Annotated in this window: 22 protein-coding genes; 11 read left to right on the top strand and 11 right to left on the bottom strand. The window is 69.8% G+C overall.

Going from position 1 to position 24,643, the window contains the following annotated elements; genetic code table 11:
- Window positions 1–125: 125 nt before the first annotated feature.
- The 4 genes from AC3A5K_RS10900 to AC3A5K_RS10885 form a co-directional block, all read right to left on the bottom strand.
- Window positions 126–1,097, bottom strand: a complete 972-nt coding sequence (locus AC3A5K_RS10900) for an RDD family protein (protein ID WP_487617541.1) — start codon at window positions 1,095–1,097, stop codon at window positions 126–128.
- A 325-nt stretch (window positions 1,098–1,422) separates the two neighbouring features.
- The gene (locus tag AC3A5K_RS10895; RefSeq protein ID WP_487617540.1) at window positions 1,423–1,896 is read right to left on the bottom strand and encodes a DUF494 family protein; all 474 of its coding nucleotides are present in this window, start codon (window positions 1,894–1,896) and stop codon (window positions 1,423–1,425) included.
- Window positions 1,897–1,929: 33 nt separating this feature from the next.
- Window positions 1,930–3,072: a DNA-processing protein DprA gene (gene dprA, locus AC3A5K_RS10890; RefSeq protein ID WP_487617539.1), complete on the bottom strand. Its 1,143-nt coding sequence runs from the start codon at window positions 3,070–3,072 to the stop codon at window positions 1,930–1,932.
- A gap of 135 nt (window positions 3,073–3,207) precedes the next feature.
- Entirely contained in the window at window positions 3,208–4,365 is a 1,158-nt protein-coding gene (locus tag AC3A5K_RS10885; protein WP_487617538.1) for a LysM peptidoglycan-binding domain-containing protein, read from the bottom strand.
- A gap of 135 nt (window positions 4,366–4,500) precedes the next feature.
- On the opposite strand from AC3A5K_RS10885, the gene def reads away from it, so the two are divergent.
- The 4 genes from def (at window position 4,501) to AC3A5K_RS10865 (ending at window position 8,239) form a co-directional block, all read left to right on the top strand.
- Window positions 4,501–5,016: a peptide deformylase gene (def, locus tag AC3A5K_RS10880; protein ID WP_487617537.1), complete on the top strand. Its 516-nt coding sequence runs from the start codon at window positions 4,501–4,503 to the stop codon at window positions 5,014–5,016.
- A gap of 88 nt (window positions 5,017–5,104) precedes the next feature.
- Window positions 5,105–6,031 carry a methionyl-tRNA formyltransferase gene (gene fmt / locus AC3A5K_RS10875; protein WP_487617536.1) on the top strand — a complete coding sequence of 309 codons (927 nt, stop codon included), beginning with the start codon at window positions 5,105–5,107 and terminating at the stop codon, window positions 6,029–6,031.
- Window position 6,032: 1 nt separating this feature from the next.
- Window positions 6,033–7,328 (top strand): 16S rRNA (cytosine(967)-C(5))-methyltransferase RsmB, encoded by a 1,296-nt coding sequence (rsmB, locus tag AC3A5K_RS10870; protein WP_487617535.1) that lies wholly within the window; start codon window positions 6,033–6,035, stop codon window positions 7,326–7,328.
- Window positions 7,329–7,405: 77 nt separating this feature from the next.
- Window positions 7,406–8,239 (top strand): glycosyltransferase family 2 protein, encoded by an 834-nt coding sequence (locus tag AC3A5K_RS10865; protein WP_487617534.1) that lies wholly within the window; start codon window positions 7,406–7,408, stop codon window positions 8,237–8,239.
- A gap of 94 nt (window positions 8,240–8,333) precedes the next feature.
- Here the strand turns inward: AC3A5K_RS10865 and AC3A5K_RS10860 are convergent, their stop codons facing one another.
- Window positions 8,334–9,080, bottom strand: coding sequence for a glycosyltransferase family 2 protein (locus tag AC3A5K_RS10860; RefSeq protein WP_487617533.1), 747 nt, complete (start codon window positions 9,078–9,080; stop codon window positions 8,334–8,336).
- Window positions 9,081–9,180: 100 nt separating this feature from the next.
- On the opposite strand from AC3A5K_RS10860, the gene AC3A5K_RS10855 reads away from it, so the two are divergent.
- Window positions 9,181–10,161, top strand: coding sequence for a glycosyltransferase (locus AC3A5K_RS10855; RefSeq protein WP_487617532.1), 981 nt, complete (start codon window positions 9,181–9,183; stop codon window positions 10,159–10,161).
- 26 nt (window positions 10,162–10,187) lie between these two features.
- Here the strand turns inward: AC3A5K_RS10855 and AC3A5K_RS10850 are convergent, their stop codons facing one another.
- The 5 genes from AC3A5K_RS10850 to AC3A5K_RS10830 all read right to left on the bottom strand — a co-directional run bounded on the left by AC3A5K_RS10850 (window position 10,188) and on the right by AC3A5K_RS10830 (window position 14,761).
- Window positions 10,188–10,640, bottom strand: a complete 453-nt coding sequence (locus AC3A5K_RS10850; protein ID WP_487617531.1) for a beta/gamma crystallin-related protein — start codon at window positions 10,638–10,640, stop codon at window positions 10,188–10,190.
- Window positions 10,641–10,723: 83 nt separating this feature from the next.
- Window positions 10,724–12,256, bottom strand: a complete 1,533-nt coding sequence (locus AC3A5K_RS10845; protein ID WP_487617530.1) for a PH domain-containing protein — start codon at window positions 12,254–12,256, stop codon at window positions 10,724–10,726.
- Window positions 12,243–12,875: a PH domain-containing protein gene (locus tag AC3A5K_RS10840; protein WP_487617529.1), complete on the bottom strand. Its 633-nt coding sequence runs from the start codon at window positions 12,873–12,875 to the stop codon at window positions 12,243–12,245. Before AC3A5K_RS10840 ends, AC3A5K_RS10845 begins: the two co-directional genes overlap by 14 nt.
- Window positions 12,835–13,755 carry a lauroyl acyltransferase gene (locus AC3A5K_RS10835; protein ID WP_487617528.1) on the bottom strand — a complete coding sequence of 307 codons (921 nt, stop codon included), beginning with the start codon at window positions 13,753–13,755 and terminating at the stop codon, window positions 12,835–12,837. Before AC3A5K_RS10835 ends, AC3A5K_RS10840 begins: the two co-directional genes overlap by 41 nt.
- Before the next feature lie 139 nt (window positions 13,756–13,894).
- Window positions 13,895–14,761, bottom strand: a complete 867-nt coding sequence (locus AC3A5K_RS10830; RefSeq protein ID WP_487617527.1) for an outer membrane protein assembly factor BamD — start codon at window positions 14,759–14,761, stop codon at window positions 13,895–13,897.
- Window positions 14,762–14,849: 88 nt separating this feature from the next.
- Here AC3A5K_RS10830 and rluD point away from each other — a divergent pair, with 88 nt between their 5' ends.
- On the top strand, window positions 14,850–15,839 hold the full coding sequence (rluD, locus tag AC3A5K_RS10825) for a 23S rRNA pseudouridine(1911/1915/1917) synthase RluD (protein ID WP_487617526.1): 990 nt from the start codon (window positions 14,850–14,852) through the stop codon (window positions 15,837–15,839).
- Window positions 15,836–16,609, top strand: a complete 774-nt coding sequence (gene pgeF / locus AC3A5K_RS10820) for a peptidoglycan editing factor PgeF (protein ID WP_487617525.1) — start codon at window positions 15,836–15,838, stop codon at window positions 16,607–16,609. The genes rluD and pgeF overlap by 4 nt, the downstream gene beginning before the upstream one ends.
- A 148-nt stretch (window positions 16,610–16,757) precedes the next feature.
- Here the strand turns inward: pgeF and AC3A5K_RS10815 are convergent, their stop codons facing one another.
- Complete coding sequence (locus AC3A5K_RS10815) at window positions 16,758–19,187, bottom strand: TonB-dependent receptor plug domain-containing protein (RefSeq protein WP_487617737.1); 2,430 nt, start codon at window positions 19,185–19,187, stop codon at window positions 16,758–16,760.
- A gap of 231 nt (window positions 19,188–19,418) precedes the next feature.
- Here AC3A5K_RS10815 and AC3A5K_RS10810 point away from each other — a divergent pair, with 231 nt between their 5' ends.
- The 4 genes from AC3A5K_RS10810 (at window position 19,419) to AC3A5K_RS10795 (ending at window position 24,640) form a co-directional block, all read left to right on the top strand.
- Window positions 19,419–19,895, top strand: coding sequence for a DUF3574 domain-containing protein (locus AC3A5K_RS10810; protein ID WP_487617524.1), 477 nt, complete (start codon window positions 19,419–19,421; stop codon window positions 19,893–19,895).
- A 39-nt stretch (window positions 19,896–19,934) separates the two neighbouring features.
- A complete protein-coding gene (locus tag AC3A5K_RS10805) occupies window positions 19,935–22,211 on the top strand; it encodes a TonB-dependent receptor (RefSeq protein ID WP_487617523.1) in 2,277 nt (758 codons plus the stop codon).
- A gap of 180 nt (window positions 22,212–22,391) precedes the next feature.
- Window positions 22,392–23,999 (top strand): SulP family inorganic anion transporter, encoded by a 1,608-nt coding sequence (locus AC3A5K_RS10800; protein ID WP_487617522.1) that lies wholly within the window; start codon window positions 22,392–22,394, stop codon window positions 23,997–23,999.
- A gap of 41 nt (window positions 24,000–24,040) precedes the next feature.
- On the top strand, window positions 24,041–24,640 hold the full coding sequence (locus tag AC3A5K_RS10795) for a DUF4166 domain-containing protein (RefSeq protein WP_487617521.1): 600 nt from the start codon (window positions 24,041–24,043) through the stop codon (window positions 24,638–24,640).
- Window positions 24,641–24,643: the final 3 nt, after the last annotated feature.

The following is a 24,643-nucleotide window of genomic DNA, read 5'->3' as shown; positions in this document are numbered from 1 at the left end:
ACGGTCGGCGCGTCCCTAAAAAAGGTGAAGATGACGACGCCCGGGGACAGGCCCCGGGCGGTCGGTTGCTTTTATAGTGGAATCACGCGAGGGGTGGGCTGTCAAGCGATCCCTGCGTCTGCGGTTCAGCGGCCGAGGGAAGCGATGCCGAGTGCAACGAGCACCAGCACGCCCAGGCCGACCAGGATGCCCAGCAGAATCAGCACGATCATGGCCGCCGTGCCCAGCTCGCGGCGCTGCAGCTGCGGGTACTCGGTGAAGGCCCAGCGGTCGACCACCAGGGTGTCGCACATCAGGTCGTGCAGGCCCTGCTTGCGCGCGGTGAAGGCGGCCATCAGGAAGCCGATGCACAGGATCAGGCCGCTGAGCAGCGAGGCGAAATAGCGCCCGATGCCGCGCAGGAAGCTGATCCGCTCGCCCTGGACGCGCACGACCTTGATCCCGACCGCCATCTTGCCGGGCGTCGCCATCGACCGGGAGGCGTGGAACCACGCGTAGTACAGCGCGGTGATCGCGATCGAGAACAGCTGGATCAGCACCTGCAGCAGCACGAAGCCCAGGTTGCCGCTGCTGCCGCTGACCGCCATCAGGCCGCCCAGGAACACGCCCACGACGGTGCTGATGACCATGAAGGCGACGCCGACGATGAGGCTGTCGATGACGTAGGCGGCCAGGCGCTTGCGGAAACCCGCGTAGACCACCTCGCCGCCGTGGACCACGGTGTCGGGGCGGTCCACCGCCGCGACCGGCGCTGCATAGGGCGAGGCGGGGTGGGACGTCGCCTGCGCCTGCCAGGGGTCGGACGCGCCGCGCGTATCGCCAGCGCCTGCGGCGGGCTGCCAGGCATCGGCCGGCGCGGCCTCGATCGGGGTGGCATCAGGCTGCGCTGGCGCCCAGGGGTCGATCGGGGCTTCCGTGGCGACATTCCCCGGCAACTCATGGGCCATGGCGCGCAGCGGCTGCCAGCCGTCCAGGCCATCGCGCCAGACCAGGGTGCCGTCGTCGATCGCCCCGGTCTCGCGCAGGCGCTGCAGGGCCTCCGTCGGCACGGGGCCCTGGCGGTTGTGGGCGGCGTCGGCGTAGTACCAGTCGGTCATCGGATGCGGATCCTGTGCGGAGCATTGAAAGGTGGGAGGACGGGCCTGGCCTGCAGCAGCGCCGCGATGCGGTGCAGGTATCCCTGTAGCGCGGCGGGTCGGGTCGCGGTTGAGGTCACCGGATGGCGTGCGGCGGCGTCGACCGCGGGGCGGCCCGGCGCGGTTTCCCGCGCAGGCGCCGACGCTTCTGCCGCGGGCTGTACCGCAGCGGATCGAATTCCCGGACCGGCGAATCCCACCGTCTCCGCCGTGCACCGTGGACCGGCACCCGGACATGGAAAAGGCGCCTTGCGGCGCCCTTTCCCGATCGCGATGCGGGGCCGCGTCAGTGCACGACCTCGGGCTCGTCGGCGAACATCTGCGTTTCCATCCACGCGTAGGCCGCTTCGCTGCCGGGCTGGTTGAACAGCACCATCAGCACGACCCATTTCAGGTCGTCCAGGTCCAGCTCGTCCTGGTCGAGCGCCATCGCCCGGTCCAGCACCAGCTCGCGCTGGTCGGCATCCAGCACGCCATGCTGCTCGAGGAACAGCAGGAATCCGCGGCATTCGACGTCCAGCCGGTCGAGTTCCGGCCCGGCGTAGATCCGGGTCGGGCCGTCGGCGCGCACGGTCGGCACCGCAGGGCGCTGATCGGCCAGTGCATCCAGCCAGTCGAAGGCCTTGCTGACCTCGGCCGGGCTGAAACCGGCCTGCAGCAGCCCGCTCTGGAGCGAGTCGCGATCGCGGGCGAGATCCGCGTCTTCGGTGAAATAGTGTTCGAACAGGTAGAGCAGGACATCCAGGATGCTTTCTTTCATTTCCCCCCGGCCTGCGCCCTCGGGCGCGGTGTGTCAGGACTTTCGGGAATACCGACCATGTGCGGCTTCGACTCGTCCATCCAGCTCCATGACCAGCAGCATGGCCGACACGTGGGCCACCGTCAATCCGCTGCGGTCCACCAGGTCATCCATACCGATGGGGTCGAAGGCCAGCGCGTTCCACAACCTGTTGTAGTCAGGGTCCGGGCTCGCGCGGGCCGCCGGCGCCGGTGGGCGAGTCGTTCCGGTGCACTGAATGGGGGCGTCGAGGCGCGCGCGCAAGGCGTCGGCCAGTGACCGGGCGACCGGTGCGAGGGCGGCCACGACCTCCTCGGCCGATTCCACCAGCTGGGCGCCGTCGCGCAGCAGGCGGTGGCAGCCGCGCGCCATCGGGTTGTGGATCGAGCCCGGGATCGCGAAGACCTCGCGCCCGGCCTCGGCCGCCAGCCGTGCGGTGATGAGGGCGCCGGACCGGTGCGCGGCCTCGACCACCAGGGTGCCGAGCGCCAGGCCGGCCACGATGCGGTTGCGGCTGGGGAACTGCTCGCGCCGCGCAGGGGTGCCCGGCGGGTATTCGCTGACCACCGCGCCCTCGGCCGCGATCCGTGCGTGCAGGCCGGCGTGGGTGCGCGGGTAGGCCACGTCGATGCCACTGCCCAGCACGGCGACCGTGGCACCCCCCGCCTGCAGGGCGGCCAGATGCGCGGCGGCGTCGATGCCGCTGGCCAGGCCACTGACCACCACCAGGTCGCTGGCGACGAATCTGCGGGCGAACTGTGCGGCGGTGTCGCGTCCGCCGGCGGTCGGCGCGCGGCTGCCGACGACCGCGATACCCGGGCGCCACAACAGCATCGGGTCGCCATCGACGAACAGCGCCAGCGGCGGATTGGGCGCGCGCCGCAGCAGCGCCGGATAGTCGGGATCGTGCCAGCCGATCAGCCGGCGTGCGGGCTGCGCCGTCAGCCACTCGTTCGAGCGTGCGACTGCGGTATCGGGCTGGCGCAGCGCGTGCTGCTGGGCGGCATCCAGGCCGACCGCGCGCCAGGCCTCAGCGCCGGCGTCCAGTGCGGCGACAGGCGCGCCGGCCTGCTCGAGCAGCCGTCGTCGCGGCGCGGTTGCGCCGCCTGCATGGATCAGGCGCAGCAGCGCGTCGTCATCGGTGAGTAGGGTCGGCATGACCCGAGGCTAGGGACCGGTCGCGTCGGCAGGCAGTCGGCGCCGTGACGGCGGCGGAGTAGGGATAGTCCGGTGTCCCGAAACGCAGAACGGCGCCCGAAGGCGCCGTTCTCTGGAAGCGGATCTCCGCGGACGTCAGTACTGCGCGTCCGGGTGCTTCAACCGGTAACCGGTCTGGACCGGCTTGGTGCCTTCCATGATCAGCGCGTAGCTCACGAAGTCGTAGGTCAGGAAGACCATCGCGTGCGCGGCGTATTCGTCGGGCATGCGGTCGCGGCGGGTGCCGGCTTCCGGCGACTCGGTGATGCGCGAGGTGTTGGGATGGCGGACGCGATCGACGACGTTCGAACCCTCACGCCACACCGAGAACACGGTGCCGTTGTCGATGCCGTTCTGATGACCCGCCGAAATCGCGATGACGTCGCGCGGACCGCCGGTGATCAGCGCGTCGGCCACGGCCAGCACCTGCGGATCGGTCGCGAGTGCGTCGGCGACCGGTGCGTGCGGGAAGAACTGCAGGTCGTAGGGCTGCGGGTTCACCGGCACCAGGCGATCGCCCGGACGCGCTTCGAAGCCGTCGTTGTCCAGAGTCAGCGTCGACACGTCGCTGTCCGGGGTCGGACCCCGCACGACGGTGCCCACGCCCATCTGCACCATCTCGTAGCCGAGGAACGCGTCCTGGCCCCGCTGGCGCGGCGTGGTCTCGCGCCACAGGTTGCTTTCGCCCGGGATGCGCTTGCCGCGGTAATCGAGGTCACGCGTCCGGCGTGCACCGTAGAACTCGGTCGCCGCGCGCTGCACGGCGTAACGCTGACCGGGCTGGGCGTCGCCCAGACCCTTGACGTAGATGTCGCGCTCGACGCTGCCGCGCAGACGGGAGTCCTCGGCGGCCACCACGTACGGCAGCTGGTCGAAGTCGAACACGATGCTGCGGTTCTTGAGGAACGGCTCGATGTCCGACAGCGAGATCGCATTGATCGGCGCTTCGGTCGGCGCGCGTGGGCCCGGCTGCAGCGTGACCCGGTTGAGATACGCCAGGCTGATGATGTCGCCCGGGTAGATCAGATGCGGGTTGGCGATCTGCGGATTGGCCTGCCAGATTTCCGGCCACAGCCACGGCTTGTCGAGGAACCGGCCGGCGATACCCCAGAGGGTGTCACCCCGTACCACGACATAGGTATCCGGATGGTCGCCGCGCATCTGTTGCGCAGCGGCATAGGACGTAACGGTCAGCAGCGCGACGGCGCAAACCGTGCGAAGCGACCTTGAAAGGCGCTGAAGCCTGCCGGCCATCGTGTTGCTCCCCTTGAAGTTTTCCCCTTGCAGCGGCGCAATATAGCCTGAAAGGGTCGCGCGGAGGCAAGTGTGCGGCACGGTACAATCGCGGTTTCGTCCTCGCGGCTGTGACCGCCTTCGCTGTTCGACACCATGGCCCTGCTTCCGATCCTCGAATATCCCCATGCCGGGCTGCGCAAGCACGCCGCGCCCCTGGCCACCGACCGCTTCGCCGACCCCGCGTTCCAGCGTCTGCTCGACGACATGTTCCAGACCATGTACGAGGCGCCGGGCATCGGCCTGGCCTCCACACAGGTCGACGTGTTCGAGCGCTTCATGGTGATCGACGTCACCGAGGGCCGCGACCAGCCGCTGGTGTTCGTCAATCCGACCATCCGCGACCGCTCCGCCGACTTGCGCGTGCATGCCGAGGGATGCCTGTCGATCCCGGGCGTGTTCGCCGATGTGACCCGCGCCGACGGCATCGTCGTCGAGGCCTTCGACCGCAACGGCAAGCCGTTCGAGATGACCGTCGACGGCCTGCTGGCGACCTGCGTGCAGCACGAGCTGGACCATCTCGACGGCAAGCTCTTCATCGATTATCTGTCGCCGCTCAAGCGCGACCGCGCGCTGAAGAAGCTCGAGAAGATGCGCAAGGGCCGGGAATAGCGATTGGGAATTGGGGATTCGGAAAGGGTCCGCATCCCGCCCGTCGCCGTTCCGAATCCCCAATTCCGAATCCCCAATCACGGCCTCTATGAAACTCGTCTTCGCCGGCACGCCCGACTTCGCCGTTCCTTCGCTGCTGGCCGCCGATGGGCGCAACGAGGTCGTCGCCGTCTACACCCAGCCCGATCGTCCCGCCGGTCGCGGCCGTGCGCTGACCGCGTCGCCGGTCAAGCAGGCGGCCATCGAGCGCGGCCTGCCCGTGCACCAGCCCGAGCGCCTGCGCGGCGCCGAGGTGCTGGACACCCTGCGCGCGTTCGAGCCCGACCTGATGATCGTCGTCGCCTACGGACTGCTGCTGCCGCAGGCGGTACTCGACATTCCGAAGTACGGCTGTTGGAACGTGCATGCTTCGCTGCTGCCGCGCTGGCGCGGTGCGGCGCCGATCCAGCGCGCCATCCAGGCCGGCGATACCGAGACCGGTGTCTGCCTGATGCAGATGGAAAAGGGGCTCGACACCGGCCCGGTGCTGCTGCGCCAGACCACGCCGATCACCCCCGAAGACACCGGCGGCAGCCTGCACGACCGCCTGGCCGCTCTGGGTGCGCAGGTGCTGGCCGATGGCCTCGGCCTGCTGCGCGCAGGCATGCGCCTGGGCCCGGGCGTGCAGCCCGAGCAGGGCGTCACCTACGCGCACAAGCTGGACAAGGCCGAGGCGCGGCTGGACTGGTCGCGCCAGGCGTCGGCGCTTGCCGATACCGTGCGCGCCTTCAATCCGTGGCCGGTGGCCGAGGCCGAGGTCGCCGGCGAACGCATACGCATCCATGCCGCGACCGCGTTGCCGCTGGCCCATGCACAGGCGCCGGGCACGGTGTTGTTCGCCGGGCGTCAGGGGATCGACATCGCCTGCGGCGAAGGCGCGTTGCGCCTGCTGCGCGTGCAGCGCGCCGGTGGCCGCGCGATCGATGTGGCCGACTACCTCAACGCGCGCAGCGACCTGCGCGGCGTCGGCGCCTGACGTGGATCAGGGCGCGCCTGCACGGGCCGCGGCGTCGCGGGTCATCGACGCGGTGCTGCATCACGGCCGTTCGCTGAAGGGCGAACTGTCGACGGCGCTTTCGGACATCGATGACGTGCGCGACCGCGCGCTGGTCGAAGCCATGGCCTTCGCGGCGATCCGCCATCAGGGCCGCTACGCCGCGGCGCTGTCGGCGTGGATGCCGCGTCCCTTGCCGCAGCGCGAAGCGCCGCTGCGCGCGCTGCTGTTCGCGGGCTTCGCGCAGCTCGATCCGATGGGGCTGCCAGCGCATGCCGCGCTCAATGCGACCGTCGACGCCGCGCGTCTGATCGGGCGCGCGCACCAGGCCAAGCTGGTCAACGCGCTGCTGCGGCGCGCGCAGAAGGACGGATTGCCGGCCGCCGATCCCGGCGCGGCCTGGCCGGCCTGGCTGCTCGCCAAAGTGCGCGGCGACTGGCCGCAGGACATCGCTGCGATCCTCGACCAGAGCGCGGCCGCCGCGCCGCAGTGGCTGCGGGTCAACCGTCGCCGCGGCACGCGCGAGGCTTATGCCGCGCGGATGATCGATGCAGGCCTGCAGGTCGACGTGCCCGAGAACATGCCCGATGCCCTGCGGCTCGCGACGCCCGTTCCGGTCGACGCGCTGCCCGGTTTCGCGGACGGCGATGTGTCGATCCAGGACGGCGCGGCGCAGCGGGTCGCCGAGGCCCTGGCCGCGCCGGCCGGCGCCCGCGTACTCGACGCCTGCGCGGCGCCCGGCGGCAAGAGTGCGCATCTGCTGGAACGCGATCCCGCGCTGCGGCTGACCGCGCTGGACGTCGTGCAACGCCGCGTGGAGCGGATCGCCGAGACCTTCGCCCGCCTGGGCGTCGGTGAGCGCGCATCGCTGCGCACGGTCGATGCGCTGCAGGTGGGGCGCTGGTGGGACGGCGTGCCCTTCGATGCGGTGCTGCTCGACGCGCCGTGCTCGGCGACCGGCATCGTGCGCCGCCAGCCGGACGTGCTGCTGCACCGGCGTCCGCGCGACATCGACGCGCTGGTCGAACTGCAGGCCGGCCTGCTCGATGCCCTGGCCGAGGTCGTCGCCCCCGGCGGCACGCTGCTGTACGCGACCTGCTCGATCCTGCGCCGCGAGAACACCGCGCAGGTCGAGGCCTTCCTCGCGCGGCATGCGGATTTCGCGCTGGCACCGCTGGATCCGCGTTTCGGCCGCGACACCGGCGCGGGTCACCAACGGTTACCGGGCGACGACGGCATGGACGGCTTCTTCTATGCGCGGCTGGTCCGCGCGGGCTAGCCGGGCAGCGCGGCGACGGTTGCGACGGCCGGGGGCGTCTCGGACCGGTTGGACCGGCCCGGTTTAGAATCGCCGGCATGTCGATGCCCGCCGCCAGTCTGATCATCAGCGCCTACAACAACGCCGACTGGCTGCAACGCTGCCTGTGGGGCTATGCGCGCCAGGACCGTACGGATTTCGAACTGATCGTCACCGACGACGGCTCCGGTCCTGCGGTGGGCGACCTGGTCGCGCGGATGGCGCCCGAATTGCCGTTTCCGGTGCGCCATGTCTGGCACGCGGACGCCGGCTTCCGCAAATGCACCATCCTCAACCGCGGCATCGAAGCGGCGCAGTCCGATTACGTGATCGTCTCCGATGGCGACTGCGTGCCGCGCGCGGACTTCGTCAGCCAGCACCTGCGCCTGCGCGAGCCGGGGCGGTATCTCGGCGGCGGCTACTGCAAGCTGCCGATGGACGTCAGCCTGAAGATCGACCGTGACGTCATCGCCCGCGGACTGCATACCGATCTTGCATGGCTGGCGGCAAATGGCCTGCCGCGCAAGAAGCGCTCGCTGAAACTGTGGGCGCGGCCCGGCTGGCGCGAGCGCCTGCTCAATGCCACCACGCCGACGCCGCCGCGCTGGGCCGGCAACAACGCATCGGGCTGGAAGGCCGATCTGGTGCGCGTCAACGGCTTCGACGAGCGCATGACCTACGGCGGCGAGGATCTTGAACTGGGCGAGCGCCTCGCCAATGCCGGCGTCACCGGCAAGCAGATCCGGTTCTCGGCCGTGTGCATCCATCTCGACCACGCGCGTGGCTACGTGAAGCCGGAAATGAAGGCCGCCAACCAGAAGATCCGCGACGCGGTGAAGGCCGGTCGGCTGACGTGGACCGAATTCGGACTGGTGCACGGCCCCAGGCGCTGAGCGCGCGACCCGATGCGGGCGCGCGTCTGCGCGCAATGGTGCTTCGCCAGGACCGGTCGCTCACGCGTACGCGCACGTCCACCGGCGCACGCACTCAGGACAGCGCGCGCAACCGCCGGTACTTTTCCAGCACGTAATCCGCCTGCGCCCTGTGGAAGCGCCAGCCGGCCGCGCCGTCGATGAAGGCGCCACGCAGCAGGTACTGCTTGAGCAGGTAGGCCGCCGCGTGCAGCGGACCGTCAACCGCGTTGGCGCGCTTGCCGGCATCGCGCCGCTGCTGCGCCCACAGCGCGGCGTATTTCGACAGCTTGGCGATGTGCTCGGCATGACTGCGCGAGGTGTCGTGTTCGAAATCGGCGTCGAGCTTCGCGACCGTCTTGCCTTCGAGATCCGGGCGTTCGTGCACCTGCGACGGCAGATAGCGCCAGCCCCCGCGTACCAGGCGTTCCATCGGCTCGCCGCCGCGCAGGCGATGACCGAGGAACCAGTTGCGCCGCGTCAGCAGCCAGGCATCGGCGGCTTCGACGCGGCCGCTGGCGAACAGCGCGCGGATCGTCGCGTCCGTGCCCGGCGACAGCCACTCGTCGGCGTCGAGCAGCAGCAGCCAGTCGTGCGTGGCCAGGGTGTTGGCGAAGGTCTTCTGCGCCGCGTAGCCCAGCCAGTCCTGGTGCACCACGCGCGCGCCGTGCGCAGCCGCGACCGCGACGGTGTCGTCGCTCGAACCGGAATCGACGACGACCAGTTCCGCGCACAGTCCGCGCATGGAATCGAGGCAGCGGCCGATGCGGTCGCCCTCGTTCTTCGTGATGACGACACCGGAGATGGGAAGGGCTGCAGACATGCGATCGATGATATCGGAGGCGCGCCGCTGCCGCTGATCGCCATGCCGCAACGCATCGGGCATCCTGCGCGGCATGAACTTCCAGGACCCCGGCCGGCGCATGGCGAATATCCGCATCATTTCCCGCGACAACGGCGTCGGGCTGACTCGCGACATGGCCCTGGTGGCCGGGCTGTTCCGCGACGCCGGACATGCCGTGGAGGTGGTGGCCTATGGCGGCAACCGGATGCTCGACCGCTGCATGGAGTTCGGACAGCGGCTGCGCCACGCGGCGGGCAAGCGGGTGGACGTGCAGATCTTTCTCGAGCGCGTGTATCCGCGGTTCCTGCCGCTGGCCACCTGCAATCTGCTGGTTCCGAATCCGGAATGGTTCCAGGACAAATGGCGCCGGTTCCTGCCCCGCTTCGACGCGGTGCTGTGCAAGACCCGCCACGGCGCCGACGTCTTCTCGGCGCTGGGCTGCGAAGTGCGCGAGATCGGGTTCACCAGTGACGATGTCTTCGACCCCGGCGTGGAGCGCGTGCGCGAGTTCTTCCACCTCGCCGGGCGCAGCAGCGCGAAGGGCACCGAAGCGGTGCTCGACGCCTGGGCGCTGCATCCCGAGTGGCCGCAACTCACGGTCGTGCAGAACCCGAAGACGGCGAAGCGCCGGGTCGACAGCGCGAACGTCGCGCACCGTCTGGAATACATCGATGACGCCGCGCTGCGCCGGCTGCAGAACCGCAGCCTGTTCCACCTGTGTCCATCCGAGATGGAAGGTTTCGGCCATTACCTCAACGAAGCGCTGTCGGCCGGGGCGATCGTGCTCGCGACGGACGGTGCACCGATGAATGAACTGGTGACCCCGGACTGCGGCGTGCTGCTGACGCCGGCCGGTCGCCGGCAGGAAGGCCTGACCGAGCGCTTCATCGTCGATGTCGCCGGCATCGAAGCGGGCGTTGCACAGGCGCTTGCGCTCGACGATGCCGCGATCACGCGGATGCGCGAGACCGCGCGTGCGCGTTATGTGGAAGGCGACCGGCGGTTCCGGACTGGGCTCGTGTCGACGAGTCTGGAGATCGCGGCTGCCCGAGGACGCTGACGCTGGCTCCCAGGCAGCCACCGGCTTCAGCGACCGCGGCGGCGTCCTTCCGCCGGACGCAGCGAGGAAATGCGGTCGTTCAGACCACTGCGCTCGAAGTTGCGCACGTCGCGCGACAGGGTCTCGCAGCGGCCGTTGTAGTCCTCGTGCTCGCAGACCTCCCAGGTGCCGCGCAGCTGGACCGAGCTGATCATGTCGTTCATGCCGACACTCTTGAGGTTGCGGATGCCGCGGTCGAACGATTGCGAGCGGCCGCGGAAATCGGCGTGTTCGTAGACGGTGATCGAGCCGCTGTTGCGGTCGCCACGGCCGCCGCGGTCCCGGTCCCGGTCGCGGTCGTAGCGGTCACCACGGTCATAGCGACCGTCGCGGTCGCTGGAATTCCGGCGGTCGTGATCTTGGGGGGCGGCGTGCACGACGCCTCCCATCGACAGCGCGAATGCGGCGAGAGTCAGGGCAGGCAGCAGGCGGATGGCCATGTGGATTCCAGTGGCAGGGCGGTCAGACGCCACCCTATCCAGCGTCAGCTGAAGAATGGCTGGCCGGATGCCGGCGCCCAGGATCACCAGCGCAGGGGCCTGCGCGCGATCGCCGCCGCGAGCCGCGCATGGACGTGCCGGGCCTCGTCCAGCGGCAGGAACCGCAGCCGCAGCTGCGGCGCCATCGCGCCGGCGCCGGCGGTGTCGAGCCACACCGAGGCCATACCGTAGCGGCGATCCAGCGGCGACTGGCGCAGCTCCACCGCCTGCAGCTTGTCGATCTCCGCCAGGCGCCAGTGCCGGCTCCACCAGCCTTCGCGTACCGCGACCAGGGTGTCATCGATCGCATAGCCGGCGCGTTCGGCATGCCGGCGCGCGACGAACGTCGACCACGGCAGCCACAGCAGGCCCAGCGCACCCCAGCACTGGAAGAACCACGCCAGCACCACGCACAGCACCGCGGTCACCACCAGATCGCCTGCAAGCAGGCGCTGCCAGGCACGCGGATGCAGCGGTTGCCACGCCGCGGGCGGCCAGTTCGCCAGCTTCGCCACGTCGCGCAGGATCGCGTCGCAGGTGTCCGGCGGCGCGATCGGCGCCAGGGCATCCAGGCCGCGCTGTCCGTTGGCGTCGCCCTGGCCGTCGCCGCCGCGCGCGCTGGCGGTGTCGATCTCCAGCATGCGACGTGCGAACAGCCGGTGCAGCACGCTTTCGGTCAGCGTCCAGGCCTGGATGCGCCGGCGCGGCACGCTGCTGCGCGAGCGGCTCAGCAGTCCGCGCTCGACCGTCAGCCGGCGGCCCTGCCGCTGCAGCCGGAAGCCGTGATAGCGCACCAGCGCCAGCAGGACCGAAAACGCGCGGATCAGCGCCAGCGCCACGGCGACCAGGGCCATCACCACCAGCGCCTTGGCGATCCACGTGGTGGCGAATCCGCTGGCGTAGCCGAAGGCCTCGCGGCCGTACTCGACCAGCCAACGCCCCATCGCGCGCTCGGGCATGACCTGGAACGACAGCGCGATGCCGCCGGCGACGACGATCATGCCGCGGTTGGAGATCAGCCCCAGCTTGACGACTTCCCGCGTGGACAGCGTCAGCAGTGTGTCGCCGACCGGTGCCGTGCTGTCGGGCGCGGCGGTGTCCGTCGCGTGGCCGCGATCGCGGATCAGCTGCTCCAGCGCCAGCGCCTCGGGCAGCCGCAGCACCCGCATCTGCGCCTCCGGCCTGGTGCCGCCCGCCGATTCCAGCCGGACCTCGGCCACGCCGAGCAGGCGGTGCAGCAGCGACTGGTGGATGGCGACGTTGTGGATGCGCGAATACGGAATCTGCCGCACGCTGCGCGCCAGCAGTCCGCTGCGCACGACCAGGCGGTCGTCGGTGATGCGGTAGCGGAACGTCAGGTACTGCCAGATCGACACCACCACCAGTGCGCCGACGCCGATCATCGGCAGCCACCACGGGTAACCGTTGTCGCTTCGGCCGCCGGCGAACAGCAGCACCGCGAGCGGCACGATGAACTGCCGCAGGTTCTGCAGCAGCACGAACAGCCAGGAGCCGGGATGCAGGCGGCGTTCGACGTCCGCCGGCAGCAGCGCCTCGGCCGCCTCAGGTGTCGTCATGGTCGTCGTCGCGGGCGGCGCGTGCGGCCAGCGCATCGCGCAGGCGTTCGGCTTCGGCGTGGTCGAGTCCGGATACGGTGACCGCGCTGTTGCGCGTGCCCGCGGTATGCACGGTCAGGGTGGACAGGCCGAACGCGCGCTCCAGCGGACCGCGGCGGATGTCCAGATGCTGCACGCGCGAACCCGGCACGCGCGTGTCGCTGCGCCACATGTGCCCGCGGCGGATGCCGAAGCCGTCGTCGTCGAGGCGCCAGCGCGTGCGCAGCCAGCGTCGCCGTGCGATCCATACCGTCCACGCGGGAATCAGGACCAGCGCCGCGCCGGTGAGCGCGAACGACAGTCCGTGGGTCGCCAGCGACAGCGGCGCGCGCACATTGGCGAGGGTGCCGACACCGAGCACGATGGTCAGCGGCAACAGCGTGCCGATCAGTGTGGAGAGCGTCGTCAGCGTGCGCGCCCGGACCGGCAGCGGCTGCCAGACATCGGTTTCGACGGAGACGTCGGGTGCGGGCGGGGCGATCGGGGGCAGCGGCGGTGGCAGCGGCGCGTCGGAATCGCTGGCGGTCATCGGCGCGTGCTCATCGGCGGCGTTCCAGGTCGAGATAGGGGTTGTCGTCATGGGAGCCCGACGGCCGCGCCTTGTAGCGCTTGTAGGTCCACTGGTACTGCGCGGGGTCGCGGCGCGCGATGTGCTCGACGCCGGCATTGAGCGCAGCGGCCGCCCGCTGCGGATCGGCATCGGCGATGCCATCGGGCGCGGATTCGACGTGCAGCGCGAACTCCGGCCCGTCGCCGATGCGCTCGCACCAGGCGTACAGCACTTCGGCGCCGGTGCGCTCGGCCAGTCGCGAGACCAGGGTCATCGTCAGTGCCGGCATGCCGAAGAACGGTGCGAACACGCCATCGCCGGCCTTGGGCTGCTGGTCGGGCAGGATGCCGACCACGCCGCCGTCCTTGAGCGTCTTCCACAGCTGGCGCACCGCCGGCCCTTCGGCGCGCACCTGGCGCACGCGGTCCGGAACGCCGGCGCGCACCAGGCGCAGGAAGGCCTCGCCGATCGCCGAATCCGGGGCGCGGTAGAGGATCGAGATCGGCGTGCGCGCGGCCAGCCACTGGTTCAGCAGCTCCCAGTTGCCGTGGTGCGGCGCGACCACGATCAGGCCACGCCCCGACGCCAGCGCTGCATCGAACAGGCCGACGCCATGCTGCTCGCGCAGCGCGCCCAGGTTGCGGGCGTGCGGACGGGTCCAGAAGCGCAGCGTCTCCAGCGTCTGCAGCGCGGTCGTGCGCAGGATCGCGCGCTGCAGGGCGCTGCGCTCGTCCGGCGACAGCTCGGGGTAGGCGAGTTCCAGATTGCGCAGCGCGACCCGGCTTTCGCGACTGCCGGCCAGGCGGCCGAGGGTGGCGACCGACGCGGCGATCGCGCGCAGCACCGGCGCGGGAAGCGCACCGATGCAGGTGGCAAGCAGATAGAGGAGGCGGGCTGCGAATGCGGACATGACCGAAGTCTAGGCGGTGTCGCCGATCGCGGGGTAGGGCGCGGTGCCGCGACACGCGGCGATCGCAAGCCGCGTCGGGCAGCCCACAACGCGAAACGCCGCCCGGAGGCGGCGTTCGCGGTCACGCACGGCGCATCGATCAGTCGCGCTGGTTGTCGATCGCGGTGCGTTCGGTGGCGAACGGATTGAGGCGACGGATCTTCCACGGCTCGTTCGGCCAGTTGCCGCTCAGCGCCGGATGGTCGGGCTCGTTCTGCTGCAGCACGCGACGGGCATCGGTGGCGAGCGTCTCGTTGCCCAGACCGGCGTACGACACCGCGAGCAGCGCGACCGCATCGTTCTGGTACTCGCTCTGCGGGTAGGTTTCCAGCAGGTAGGTCGCGCGCTGCGAGGCGGCGACGTAAGCGCCGCGGCGCAGGTAGTACAGACCGGTCTCGATCTCGTGGCGCGCGAAGGTATTGCGCAGCGCGACCATGCGCTGGCGCGCGTCGGCGGCGTAGCGGCTGTTCGGATAGCGCTCGGTGACGGTGTTGAAGTCGGCGTAGGCCTGGTTCGGCGCGGCGAGGTCGCGGCGGCTGCTGTCCAGGCTCCACACGCGCTGCAGGAACACCGTGTCGCGGCTGGCGTTGGTCAGGCCACGCAGGTAGTACATGTAGGGGATGTTGCGGTGCGTGGGGTAGGTCCGGATGAAGCGGTCGATGGCCGAGATCGCTTCCTCGTTGTTGCCCATCTTGTACTGCGCGTACGCGGTCTCGACCAGCGCCTGCTCGGTGTACGGGCCGTACGGGTACTGCGCCACCAGGCGGCGGAAGGTGTTCGCCGCGTTGTTCCAGTTGCCCCGGCGCATCGACTCGTGACCCTTGTCGTAGAGCTCGGTGACGGGGACGCCTTCGTTCTCGTCGTCACGGGTATTGCCGCGCGAGCAGCCGGTCGCGATCAACGCCGCCAGCACCACGAGCATCAGGGTGCGGAGCAGGCGGGGCGACGAAACGGGGCGTGGGGTCATGGATGCATTGGGCGTCTGGGCACGAAGGGCGGATACTACCAGTCCGGGCCCACAGCCCGGCGCCCCACGCCTGAACCCGAGCCGTCCGATGCCCGAAATGCCCGCTTCAACCGACGATGCACGCACCGCCACAGTGCCCGATACCGCCGCAGGTCGCCGCTTCGACGCCGTCCTGGCCGACCTCTTCCCCCAGTTCTCGCGGTCGAAGCTGACCACCTGGATCAAGGCCGGCGAGGTGCTGCTGGATGGCGCCGTGCCGCGGCCGCGCGATGCGGTGATGGGCGGCGAGCGCGTGCAGCTGAACGTCGTGCTCGACACCCAGACCGAGGCCGAACCGCAGGACATCCCGCTGTCGGTGCTGTACGAGGACGACCAGGTGATCGTCGTCGACAAGCCGGCGGGCCTGGTCGTGCACCCCGGCGCCGGCAATCCGGACGGCACCCTGGTCAATGCCCTGCTGTTCCGCGACGCCTCGCTGGCCACGCTGCCGCGCGCCGGCATCGTGCATCGCCTGGACAAGGACACCTCCGGCGTCATGGTGGTCGCGCGCACGCTCGAGGCGCACAACGCCCTGGTCGAGCAGCTGTCCGCGCGGGACGTGCATCGCCAGTACCTGGCCGTCGTCGTCGGCGCGCTGGTCTCCGGCGGCACGGCCGATGCGCCGATCGACCGGCATCCGCGCGACCGCCTGCGCATGGCGGTCCGTGACGAGGGCCGCGAGGCCGTCACCCACTACCGCCTGCGCGAACGCTTCCGCGCGCACACGGCGCTGGAATGCCGCCTGGAGACCGGACGGACGCACCAGATCCGCGTGCACATGGCCCATCTCCGCCATCCGATCCTCGGCGATCCGATGTACGGCGGCGCGCTGAAGCTGCCCAAGGGCGCGTCCGACGCGACCGCCGGCATGCTGCGCGGCTTCCGCCGGCAGGCGCTGCATGCCGAAACCCTGGAATTCCGTCATCCGGCCACCGGCGAGCCGGTCCGCTGCACCGCGCCGCTGCCGGCGGACATGCAGGCGCTGCTCAAGACGCTGCGCGCCGATGTCGCCGAACACGCGGAGTCGGGACGCCGATGAACGCACTGCTGCATGCCGGCTGGCCCGCACCGCGCGGCGTCCATGCGCTCACCACACAGCGCCACAGCGCCGGCGTGTCGGTCGCGCCCTTCGACCGGTTCAATCTCGGCAATTGCAGCGCCGCCGACGGCGACGAGCCCGATGCCGTGGCCCACAACCGCGAGGCCCTGGTCGCGCTGGCCGGCCTGCCGGCCCATCCGGTCTGGCTGCGCCAGGTCCACGGCATCGCAGTCGCGCAGATCACCGCACCGGCGCTGGCCGAGGCAACCGCGACGGTCGAAGCCGATGCCGCGGTCACGCGGACACCGGGTGTCGTGCTGGCGATCCAGACCGCCGATTGCCTGCCGGTCGTGTTCGCGGCCGGCGACGGCAGCGAGGTCGCGGCCGCCCATGCCGGCTGGCGCGGCCTGGCGGCCGGCGTGCTCGAGGCGACACTGGCGGCGATGGACAGCGCACCGCAGGATCTCGTCGTCTGGCTGGGCCCTGCGGCCGGGCCTGACGCCTACGAGATCGGGGCTGAAGTCCGCGAGGCTTTCGTCAGCCGCGATGCCGACGCGGCGACCGCCTTCGTGCCCACGCGTGCCGACCACTGGCGCATGGATCTCTACGCACTCGCGCGCCTGCGCCTGATCGCCGCCGGCGTGCCGGGCGATGCGATCCACGGCGGCGAGCACTGCACGATCTCCGAGCCCGAAGCGTTCTTCTCCCACCGCCGCGACCAGCGCACCGGGCGCATGGCCACGCTGGTGTGGATCGCGCCGGAGGCCTGACGGTCCCGCACTGCGGAACCGTCTGAATACCGCCGCGGCAGTGTCGGGCCGAGCCGGCCGCGTCCATCGCAGGCATCAGCCCAGCGCATTCGCGCGCACTGCCGCGTCCGTAACGCGGTGCGCATGACGACTGCGGACGCGGCGGACCTCAGAAGCTGTAGCGCACCCGCGTGTAGTAATACGCGCCGCTGCTGCCGATGCCCGACAGCACGTCGTAGGGCAGGTTGCCGAAGTAGAAGATGTCCTCGTTCGACAGGTCCGCGTATTCGTCGGTCAGGTTCTGGCCGCCGATGGCGAGCGTCCACTTGTCGCCGAGCCGCACTTCGGCTTCCGCATCGAGCTGCCACTTCGCGCCGTAGACCTGCTCGGGTTCGAAGCCGCCGCCGAAATTGAAGATGCGCTTGGTGCTGCCGTGGCGGGTCACGCGGGCGAGCAGGTTCCAGCGGTCGTTCGCCCAGTTGCCGGTGAACGCCGAGCGCGTGCGCGGGGCGGCATCGGTCAGGGTGTTGCTTTCCTCGACGCCGAACAGCACCGCGTCCGGCACCACGGCCGACAACGCCGCCGGGGTCGCGACGATGCGCTTGATCTCGGTGTCGGCGTAGCTCCAGGTGCCGGTCAGCAACAGCGAGCCGCCGGCCAGCGGATGGCGCCAGTTGGCGACGGCCTCGGCGCCGCGCGTGCGGGTGTCGGCAGCGTTGGTGAAGAAGCTGACGCTCTGCACGCCCGGCACGCCGAACTCGGCGTCGATGAAATCGGTCAGCGCATCGCTGGTGATCGCTTCCGACAGCGCGACGCGGTCGTCGATGTCGATCTGGAACAGGTCCAGCGAGAAGTCGAAGGTCTCGCCGACGCGGCTGGTGAAACCGATGCTGGCGTTGATCGACTGCTCCGGCGTGAGATCGGTCGCGCCGAGCGCGCGGGCGATCGGGTTGTTCACCGACAGCAGGCGGCTCTGGATCAGCTGGCCGGCGGCGTTGTAGCCGGTGCCGGTGGACTCGTAGCCGATCTGTCCGAGCGACGGTGCACGGAAGTTCTTCGACAGCGCGCCGCGCAGCGCGAACGCCGGCACGAACTCGTAGCGCGCGGCCAGCTTGCCGGTGACTTCGCCGCCGAAGTCGCTGTAGTGCTCGTAGCGCACCGCGGCGTCGGTGCTCAGCTTCTCGCCGAAACCGCTGGACACGCTGGCGTAGACGCTGGCGACATCGCGGTCGAGATCGGCCTCGTCCTGGGGGGTCAGGCCGCCGCCGGCCTGCGAGCCGGTCGGGCGATCCGTGAACGGACCGGCCGCATAGCTCGCCGGATCGCCAGCGCCGGTCTCGTAGTTCTCGACGCGGAATTCCACGCCGGTGGCGAAGGTGTGCAGGTTGTCGCCCTGCGCGAACAGGCGGCTGACGTCGACGTTGGCCAGCGTCTGGTCGAACGCGTAGTCGCCGGTCTTGAAGCGCGTCGGGCTGGACGGGCCGAGCGAGGCATTGATCGAATCGCGCAGGCGATAGGTGAACTCATTGCGGCCGTGGTTGAGGCTGACGTCAATATCCCACTCGCCCCACTGCGTGCGCACGCCGGCGACACCGGCGACGTCGAGGTTCTCGCCGATCGACACCGGGCGGTAGCCGTTCGGATACACCTCGCGCCAGTTCGCTTCGCCATCGGGATAGCGGAAATAGTTCGCGCCTTCGGAGTCGCGCTGGTGGTAGGTGCCGAATGCGTAGAACGTCGCGGACTCGCCGAGCGCGATCTCGGTGTTGAGCCAGCCGTTGATGTCCTTGGACGCGCCGTTGCCGGCCTGATAGTTGCGCTGGCCCTGCAGTTCGAGATTGCGCGGCGTCTGGTCCCACGGCGGAATCTGGTCGAAACCCGCGCGGTTGGTCGGCGAGAGTTCCTTGTATTCCAGGCCCACGCGCAGGAAGCCGTTCTCGCCGAGCGCGGTGCCGACCTTCGCCGCGAGCGAAGCGCTCTGGCCGTCGGTGATGCGCTGGTCGGTCGGCTCGAACTTCGTGTGGTTCAGACCGTAGTTCGCCTCGATCGCGCCGCCATCGCCGCCGTCGTCGAGGATGATGTTGATCACGCCCGCGACCGCATCGGCGCCGTACTGCGCGCCGGCGCCGTCGCGCAGCACTTCGATGCGCTTGACCGCGCTGAGCGGAATCGCGTTGAAGTCGACCGGCGTCGTGCCGCGGCCGACCTTCGAGCCCGTGGTCACCAGTGACGACACGTGCCGGCGCTTGCCGTTGACCAGCACCAGCACCTGGTCCGGTGACAGGCCACGCAACTGGGCCGCGCGGATGTGATCGGCGCCGCCGGAGTTCGACTGGCGCGGGATGTTGAACGACGGCAGCAGCGTCTGCAGCGCAGCGCCGAGCTCACCGTTGACGGCGCCGGCGCGGCGCAGATCGTCTTCGTCGAGCACGTCGATCGGCGATGTCGATTCGAGCACCGTGCGGTCGGTCGCGCGGGTGCCGGTGACGATCACCGCATCCAGGCGCGTCGCACCGTCGGCCTCGCGCGTCTGGGCGGCCGCCGGCAGCGCGAGTGCGCAGGCGATGGCGAACGCGAGCGGGGCGATCGGGCGGGCGATGGACGACTTGGACATGCAGGCTCCTGGGCGGGGACGGAAACGCACCGGTCACCGCGCGGGGCGGGCCGGATTTCGGCGGGCGGTATGGGAGAGACGCGGCAGACGCGCGCGGTCCATTGGGCCCCAGCAGCCTCCATGCGTCCATCCGCATAAAGCGATACAGTGTTGCGGCACTGCAACAATTTGCCGGCGGCATCCCCCTACGATGGCGCGCCCGGCTGGAGATCGAAGATGACGTACCCGCGTTCCCGCGCACTGCTGCGCGCCAGTGGCGTGCTCCTGATGGCCGGTCTGGCCGGCTGTGTCACGCCGCCCACCCACGGCCCGGTGACGGCGGCCTACCATGGCGATCCGGCGCGGCCTGCGCAGGGCGAGGGCTGGTTGCGTACGGAACTGTATTTCGCCACCGGGCGCTGGGACGCCAGCGAGGCCGAGCGTGCCGTGGACGAGCAGCGCTGGCTGGCGTTCCTGGATCGCGAGGTCACGCCACGCTTTCCGCAGGGCCTCAGCGTGGTCGACGTCTACGGGCAGTGGCTGCCCGAGGGCGCGACCACGCCGACCCGGTTGCGGTCGAAGGAACTGGTGGTGCTGCACGCCGATACTGCCGAAGCGGCAGCGTCGATCGAGGCCATCCGCACGGCATGGAAGCGGGACACCGGGCACCTGTCGGTGCTGCGTTCGCAGTTGAGCACGCGCGTTTCGTTCTGACCGTTTCCTTCCCGTCTTCCATTGCCCGAGGGTTCTCCCATGTCGCTCCCGTCCGTCCGCCTGACGCGTTCCTACCGCCGGTCCCGGCTCGCCGTCGCGCTTGCAGGCGCCTTGCCGCTGGCGGCCTTCGCGCAGGTCGCGAACACCCAGGTCGACGGCGCGCCGCCATCGGCGGCGGCGACGCTCGATGCGGTGCAGGTCACCGCGCAGCGCCGCGTGGAGAACATCCAGGACGTGCCGGTGTCGATCACCACGCTCGATGCCGAGAAGCTCGGCGTGCTCGGCAGCGGCGGCACCGACATCCGGTTCCTCAGTGGTCGCGTGCCCAGCCTCAACATCGAGTCGAGCTACGGCCGTGCATTTCCGCGCTTCTACATCCGCGGTCTTGGCAATACCGACTTCGATCTCAATGCCTCGCAGCCGGTCTCGCTGATCTACGACGACGTGGTGCTGGAGAACCCGCTGCTGAAGGGCTTCCCGGTGTTCGACATCGCCGGCGTCGAAGTGCTCCGCGGCCCGCAGGGCACGCTGTTCGGCCGCAACACGCCGGCCGGCGTGGTGAAGTTCGATTCGGTGCGTCCGAGCCAGGACTTCGAGGGCTACGGCAAGCTGGCCTACGGCAGCGACAACATGTGGAACTTCGAAGGCGCCGTCGGTGGCGCGTTGACCGAGCGCTGGTCGGCGCGTGTGTCGGCGCTGTACCAGCGCCGTGACGATTCGGTGCGCAACACGCTGGCCGGTGCGCCCAACGATGGCTTCGAGGGCTACGACGAGTCCGCCGCGCGCGTGCAGTTCCTCTACGAGGGCGACGGCTTCGAAGGTCTGTTCAATCTGCACCGCCGCGATCTCAACGGCACCGCGCGCCTGTTCCGCGCGAACCTCGTCGAGCCGGGCAGCAACCGGTTCGTGCCGGGCTTCGATCGCGATTCGGTTTCGGTCGACGGCGTCAATTTCTCCGACCTCGAAACCTGGGGCGGCAGCGCCCGCCTGCGCTGGGATTTCGGCCAGTACAGCCTGTACTCGATCACGGGTTACGAGACGCTGGAGTCCTTGAATCGCGGCGACATCGACGGCGGTTATGGCGCGGCGTTCCTGCCCGTTTCCGGCCCGGGCTTCATTCCGTTCGCGGCCGAATCGGCCGATGGCATTCCCGACCACAAGCAGATCACCCAGGAAGTGCGCCTCGAATCGAATCTCGACGGCCCCTTCGACTGGCAGGCCGGCGCGTTCTGGTTTCGCGAAGAGCTGACCGTCGACAGCCTCAACTACGACTCGCTCAGCCCCGGCAATCCGCAGACCGGCCACGCCGTGCAGGAACAGCGCAATACCGCGTGGGCGCTGTTCGCATCCGGCGAATACGACGTCAGCGACAAGCTCAAGCTGCGCGGCGGCCTGCGCTATACGCAGGACAAGAAGGACTTCAGCGCCAGCGTGCTGCAGGCGGTTGAAGGCGGTACGCCGGTCGGCGGCCCGTTCTTCGAGAACACCGATGTCGACGACATCAGCTGGGACGCGAGCGCGGTCTACGAACTCAATGACGACGTCAACGTCTACGGCCGTGTCGCCAAGGGCTTCCGCGCACCGTCGATCCAAGGACGTCTGGCGTTCGGCGGCATCTCGGTCGCCGATTCAGAGGAAGTGATTTCCTACGAAGTCGGCATCAAAGCGGACTTGTGGGACCGCCGCGGCCGCATCGGCTTCAACCTGTTCCGCTACAACGTCGACGGCCAGCAGCTGATTGCCGTCGGCGGCGCGACCAACCAGGCGATCCTGCTCAACGCCGACAAGTCGATCGGCCAGGGCGCCGAACTCGATCTGCAGGCGTGGTTGACCGACACGCTGCTGGTGACCTGGGGCACGAGCTACAACGACACCGAGATCCGCGATCCGAATCTCGCGGTCGCGATCTGCGGCGGCTGCACGGTCACCGATCCGACGGTTGTCATCGACGGCCAGCCTTCTGCCCTCTTGAACGGCAACCCGCTGCCGCAGGCGCCGAAGTGGATCCACAACCTCACCGCGCGCTGGGCGAAGCCGGTCGGCGACGACGCCGAGTTCTACGTCTATACCGACTGGGCGTATCGCGGCCAGGTCAACTTCTTCCTCTACGAATCGCCGGAATTCCGCGGACGCTCGACACTGGAAGGTGGCCTGCGCGTCGGCACGAACTGGAACCAGGGCAACTACGACCTCGCCGTGTTCGGCCGCAACATCACCGACAGCACGCGCATCGTCGGCGGCATCGACTTCAACAACCTCACCGGCTTCATCAACGAGCCGCGGACCTGGGGTGTGGAGTTCACGGCGAGGTTTTGAGGGTGATTGGCGCGCGCGGGAAGTTCGCGCGCGCCAGTCCCGTCATTCCGGCGAAAGCCGGAATCCAGTGCCTCATGCCGTTTGTGACATCGCGCGTGGGCTGCATCGCGCCGAAGTCGCTGGATTCCGGCTTTCGCCGGAATGACGGTGTAGATGTATCGACCGATACGTAGGAAACCGATGTCCACCCCCGCAACCCCCACGCACCGCCCCCGCTGGTTCGTCCCCGGCGACATCAACGGCTTCTTCGGCCTCGTCGTCGACAACCTCTCCATCCTCGGTTTCATCGCCGCGGCGCTGGTCGGGATCTTCGGCGTGCCGGCCGACATCGTGTTCGGGCGCATGTTCCCGGGTACGGCCTTCGGCGTGCTGGTCGGCAACCTGATGTACACGTGGATGGCGCGGCGCCTCGCGCAGCGCACCGGTCGCGACGACGTCACCGCGATGCCGCTCGGCCTCGATGCGCCGACCAGCATCGGCATGGCCTTGCTGGTGCTCGGTCCCGCATTCGTTGCGTTCCGCCAGCAGGGTATGGACGCGAACGCGGCCGGCATCGCGACCTGGCAGCTCGGCATGGCCTCGCTGGTGGTGATGGGCGCGCTGAAACTCGTGCTGTCGTTCGCCGGCGACTGGATCACCCGCGTCGTGCCGCGTGCGGCGCTGCTGGGTTCGATCGGTGGCGCGGCGCTGATGCTGCTCGGCTTCCTGCCGCTGATCGAAACGCTGCGCTCGCCGGTCGCCGGCTTCGCGACGCTCGGCCTGCTGCTCTACGTGCTGGTCGCGCGCGGTCCGGTGCCGCTGCGCCTGCCCGGCGTGCCGTTCGCGCTGCTCGTCGGACTTGCGCTGTACTACGGCCTCGGTCTTGCCGGGCTGTCGCCGGGCTTCGCATTGCCGGAGACCAGCTGGCCGGCGCCCGCGCTGCCATGGCCGAATCTCGGCTTCGTCGACGGCCTGCCGGTGACGCTGCCGTATCTGTCGCTGCTGCTGCCGTTCGGCCTGCTGATGGTCGTCGGCGGCATCAACGTCAGCGAGAGCGCACGCGCCGCCGGTGACGACTACCGCACGCGCGACGTGCTGCTGGTCGAAGCGGTGTCGACGCTGGTCGCCGGCGTCTGCGGCGGCGTCGCGCAGACCACGCCCTACATCGGCCAGCCGGCCTACAAGCACATGGGCGCGCGCACCGGCTACACGCTGCTGACGGGCCTTTTCATCGGTATCGGCGGCATGCTCGGTCTCGTCTCCGGCCTGGTGCAGTGGCTGCCGGTCGCGGTACTCGCGCCGATCATCGTCTTCGTCGGCATCGACATCACCGTGCAGGCCTTCCACAGCACGAAGCGCGAGCACGCGATCGCGGTGTCGCTGGCCTTCCTCCCGGCGATCGCCTACCTGCTCAACATCAAATTCGGCAATCCGGCGTGGATCGATCCCGAGCGCATGGCCGCGCTGTATGCGCAGGTCGATGCCGGTCACGGCCTGCCCGAGATGGCGACGATCGTCGTGCTCGGCAACGGCTTCATCATCACCGCGATGCTCTGGGCGACCGCGCTGGTCGCGCTGGTCGACCGGCGCACCGGCGTTGCGGTCGCGACCCTGCTCGCGGCCGCCGTGGCCACGCTGTTCGGCGTGATCCATTCGGTACATCCGGCCGGCGCGCTGGTGTTGCCGTGGCAGCTCGACGGCCTGCGCCAGGCGATCGCGTTCAACTTCGCGGCCGCGTATGCGGTCCTGGCGGTGCTGGTCGGCCTGCTGGCCCTGCAGCGACGCACGGACCCGTCCCCGCCAGCCTGATCCGGCGCTATCCTGCGCGGCCCGATGTCGATCTCCACCGCATGACGCCCACCCTGTACCAGACGCTGCTCGGCGCGGCGTTCTTCCGGCTGCCGGATACGTTGCGGACGCTGCACGGCGCCCACGGCAGTGCGCGCTACGCCGGCCGGGTGACGGTGACGCGCGGGCGTGGCCTGTTGTCGCGGCTGTGCGGCCGCCTGGCCCGTCTGCCGCCGGCGATGACCGAAGCGCCGGTGACGGTGGAGTTCGTGACCGGCCCCAAGGGCGAGATCTGGAACCGCCAGTTCGGTGCGCCGCCGCGCGCTGCGCGCATGCGTTCGCGGCTGTGGCACCGCGACGGCCAGCTGCGTGAGCGGGTGGGCGCGATCCAGCTGCGCTTCGTGCTGCATACGCACGAGGGCACGATCTACTGGAACGTCGTCGGTGCGCGTCTGCTCGGCGTGCTGCCGTTGCCGGCCGCGCTGTTCCGCGAGGTGCGCTGCAACGAGCGCGAGATCAACGGTCACTACGCGTTCGAGGTCGAAGCGACGCTGCCGCTGGCAGGCCCGCTGATCCGCTACGGCGGCTGGCTGGCACCGGAATCGGATGCGGCGCCCGCGCCGCTAGCTGCTGCGGACGTCGAGGCCGACGCCACGGTGTGATGC

The organism is Luteimonas sp. Soil_C_5 (genome assembly GCF_057656615.1).
The sequence above is the reverse complement of the archived record's forward strand: the minus strand, read 5'-3'. Positions and strand labels throughout refer to the sequence as shown.

What these genes read in the sequence shown, in the direction of transcription:
- AC3A5K_RS10900 (WP_487617541.1), bottom strand. Translation starts at nt 1,097, where the DNA reads ATGACCGACTGGTACTACGCCGACGCCGCCCACAACCGCCAGGGCCCC.
- AC3A5K_RS10895 (WP_487617540.1), bottom strand. Translation starts at nt 1,896, where the DNA reads ATGAAAGAAAGCATCCTGGATGTCCTGCTCTACCTGTTCGAACACTAT.
- dprA (WP_487617539.1), bottom strand. Translation starts at nt 3,072, where the DNA reads ATGCCGACCCTACTCACCGATGACGACGCGCTGCTGCGCCTGATCCAT.
- AC3A5K_RS10885 (WP_487617538.1), bottom strand. Translation starts at nt 4,365, where the DNA reads ATGGCCGGCAGGCTTCAGCGCCTTTCAAGGTCGCTTCGCACGGTTTGC.
- def (WP_487617537.1), top strand. Translation starts at nt 4,501, where the DNA reads ATGGCCCTGCTTCCGATCCTCGAATATCCCCATGCCGGGCTGCGCAAG.
- fmt (WP_487617536.1), top strand. Translation starts at nt 5,105, where the DNA reads ATGAAACTCGTCTTCGCCGGCACGCCCGACTTCGCCGTTCCTTCGCTG.
- AC3A5K_RS10865 (WP_487617534.1), top strand. Translation starts at nt 7,406, where the DNA reads ATGTCGATGCCCGCCGCCAGTCTGATCATCAGCGCCTACAACAACGCC.
- AC3A5K_RS10860 (WP_487617533.1), bottom strand. Translation starts at nt 9,080, where the DNA reads ATGTCTGCAGCCCTTCCCATCTCCGGTGTCGTCATCACGAAGAACGAG.
- AC3A5K_RS10855 (WP_487617532.1), top strand. Translation starts at nt 9,181, where the DNA reads ATGGCGAATATCCGCATCATTTCCCGCGACAACGGCGTCGGGCTGACT.
- AC3A5K_RS10850 (WP_487617531.1), bottom strand. Translation starts at nt 10,640, where the DNA reads ATGGCCATCCGCCTGCTGCCTGCCCTGACTCTCGCCGCATTCGCGCTG.
- AC3A5K_RS10845 (WP_487617530.1), bottom strand. Translation starts at nt 12,256, where the DNA reads ATGACGACACCTGAGGCGGCCGAGGCGCTGCTGCCGGCGGACGTCGAA.
- AC3A5K_RS10840 (WP_487617529.1), bottom strand. Translation starts at nt 12,875, where the DNA reads ATGACGACAACCCCTATCTCGACCTGGAACGCCGCCGATGAGCACGCG.
- AC3A5K_RS10835 (WP_487617528.1), bottom strand. Translation starts at nt 13,755, where the DNA reads ATGTCCGCATTCGCAGCCCGCCTCCTCTATCTGCTTGCCACCTGCATC.
- AC3A5K_RS10830 (WP_487617527.1), bottom strand. Translation starts at nt 14,761, where the DNA reads ATGACCCCACGCCCCGTTTCGTCGCCCCGCCTGCTCCGCACCCTGATG.
- rluD (WP_487617526.1), top strand. Translation starts at nt 14,850, where the DNA reads ATGCCCGAAATGCCCGCTTCAACCGACGATGCACGCACCGCCACAGTG.
- pgeF (WP_487617525.1), top strand. Translation starts at nt 15,836, where the DNA reads ATGAACGCACTGCTGCATGCCGGCTGGCCCGCACCGCGCGGCGTCCAT.
- AC3A5K_RS10810 (WP_487617524.1), top strand. Translation starts at nt 19,419, where the DNA reads ATGACGTACCCGCGTTCCCGCGCACTGCTGCGCGCCAGTGGCGTGCTC.
- AC3A5K_RS10805 (WP_487617523.1), top strand. Translation starts at nt 19,935, where the DNA reads ATGTCGCTCCCGTCCGTCCGCCTGACGCGTTCCTACCGCCGGTCCCGG.
- AC3A5K_RS10800 (WP_487617522.1), top strand. Translation starts at nt 22,392, where the DNA reads ATGTCCACCCCCGCAACCCCCACGCACCGCCCCCGCTGGTTCGTCCCC.
- AC3A5K_RS10795 (WP_487617521.1), top strand. Translation starts at nt 24,041, where the DNA reads ATGACGCCCACCCTGTACCAGACGCTGCTCGGCGCGGCGTTCTTCCGG.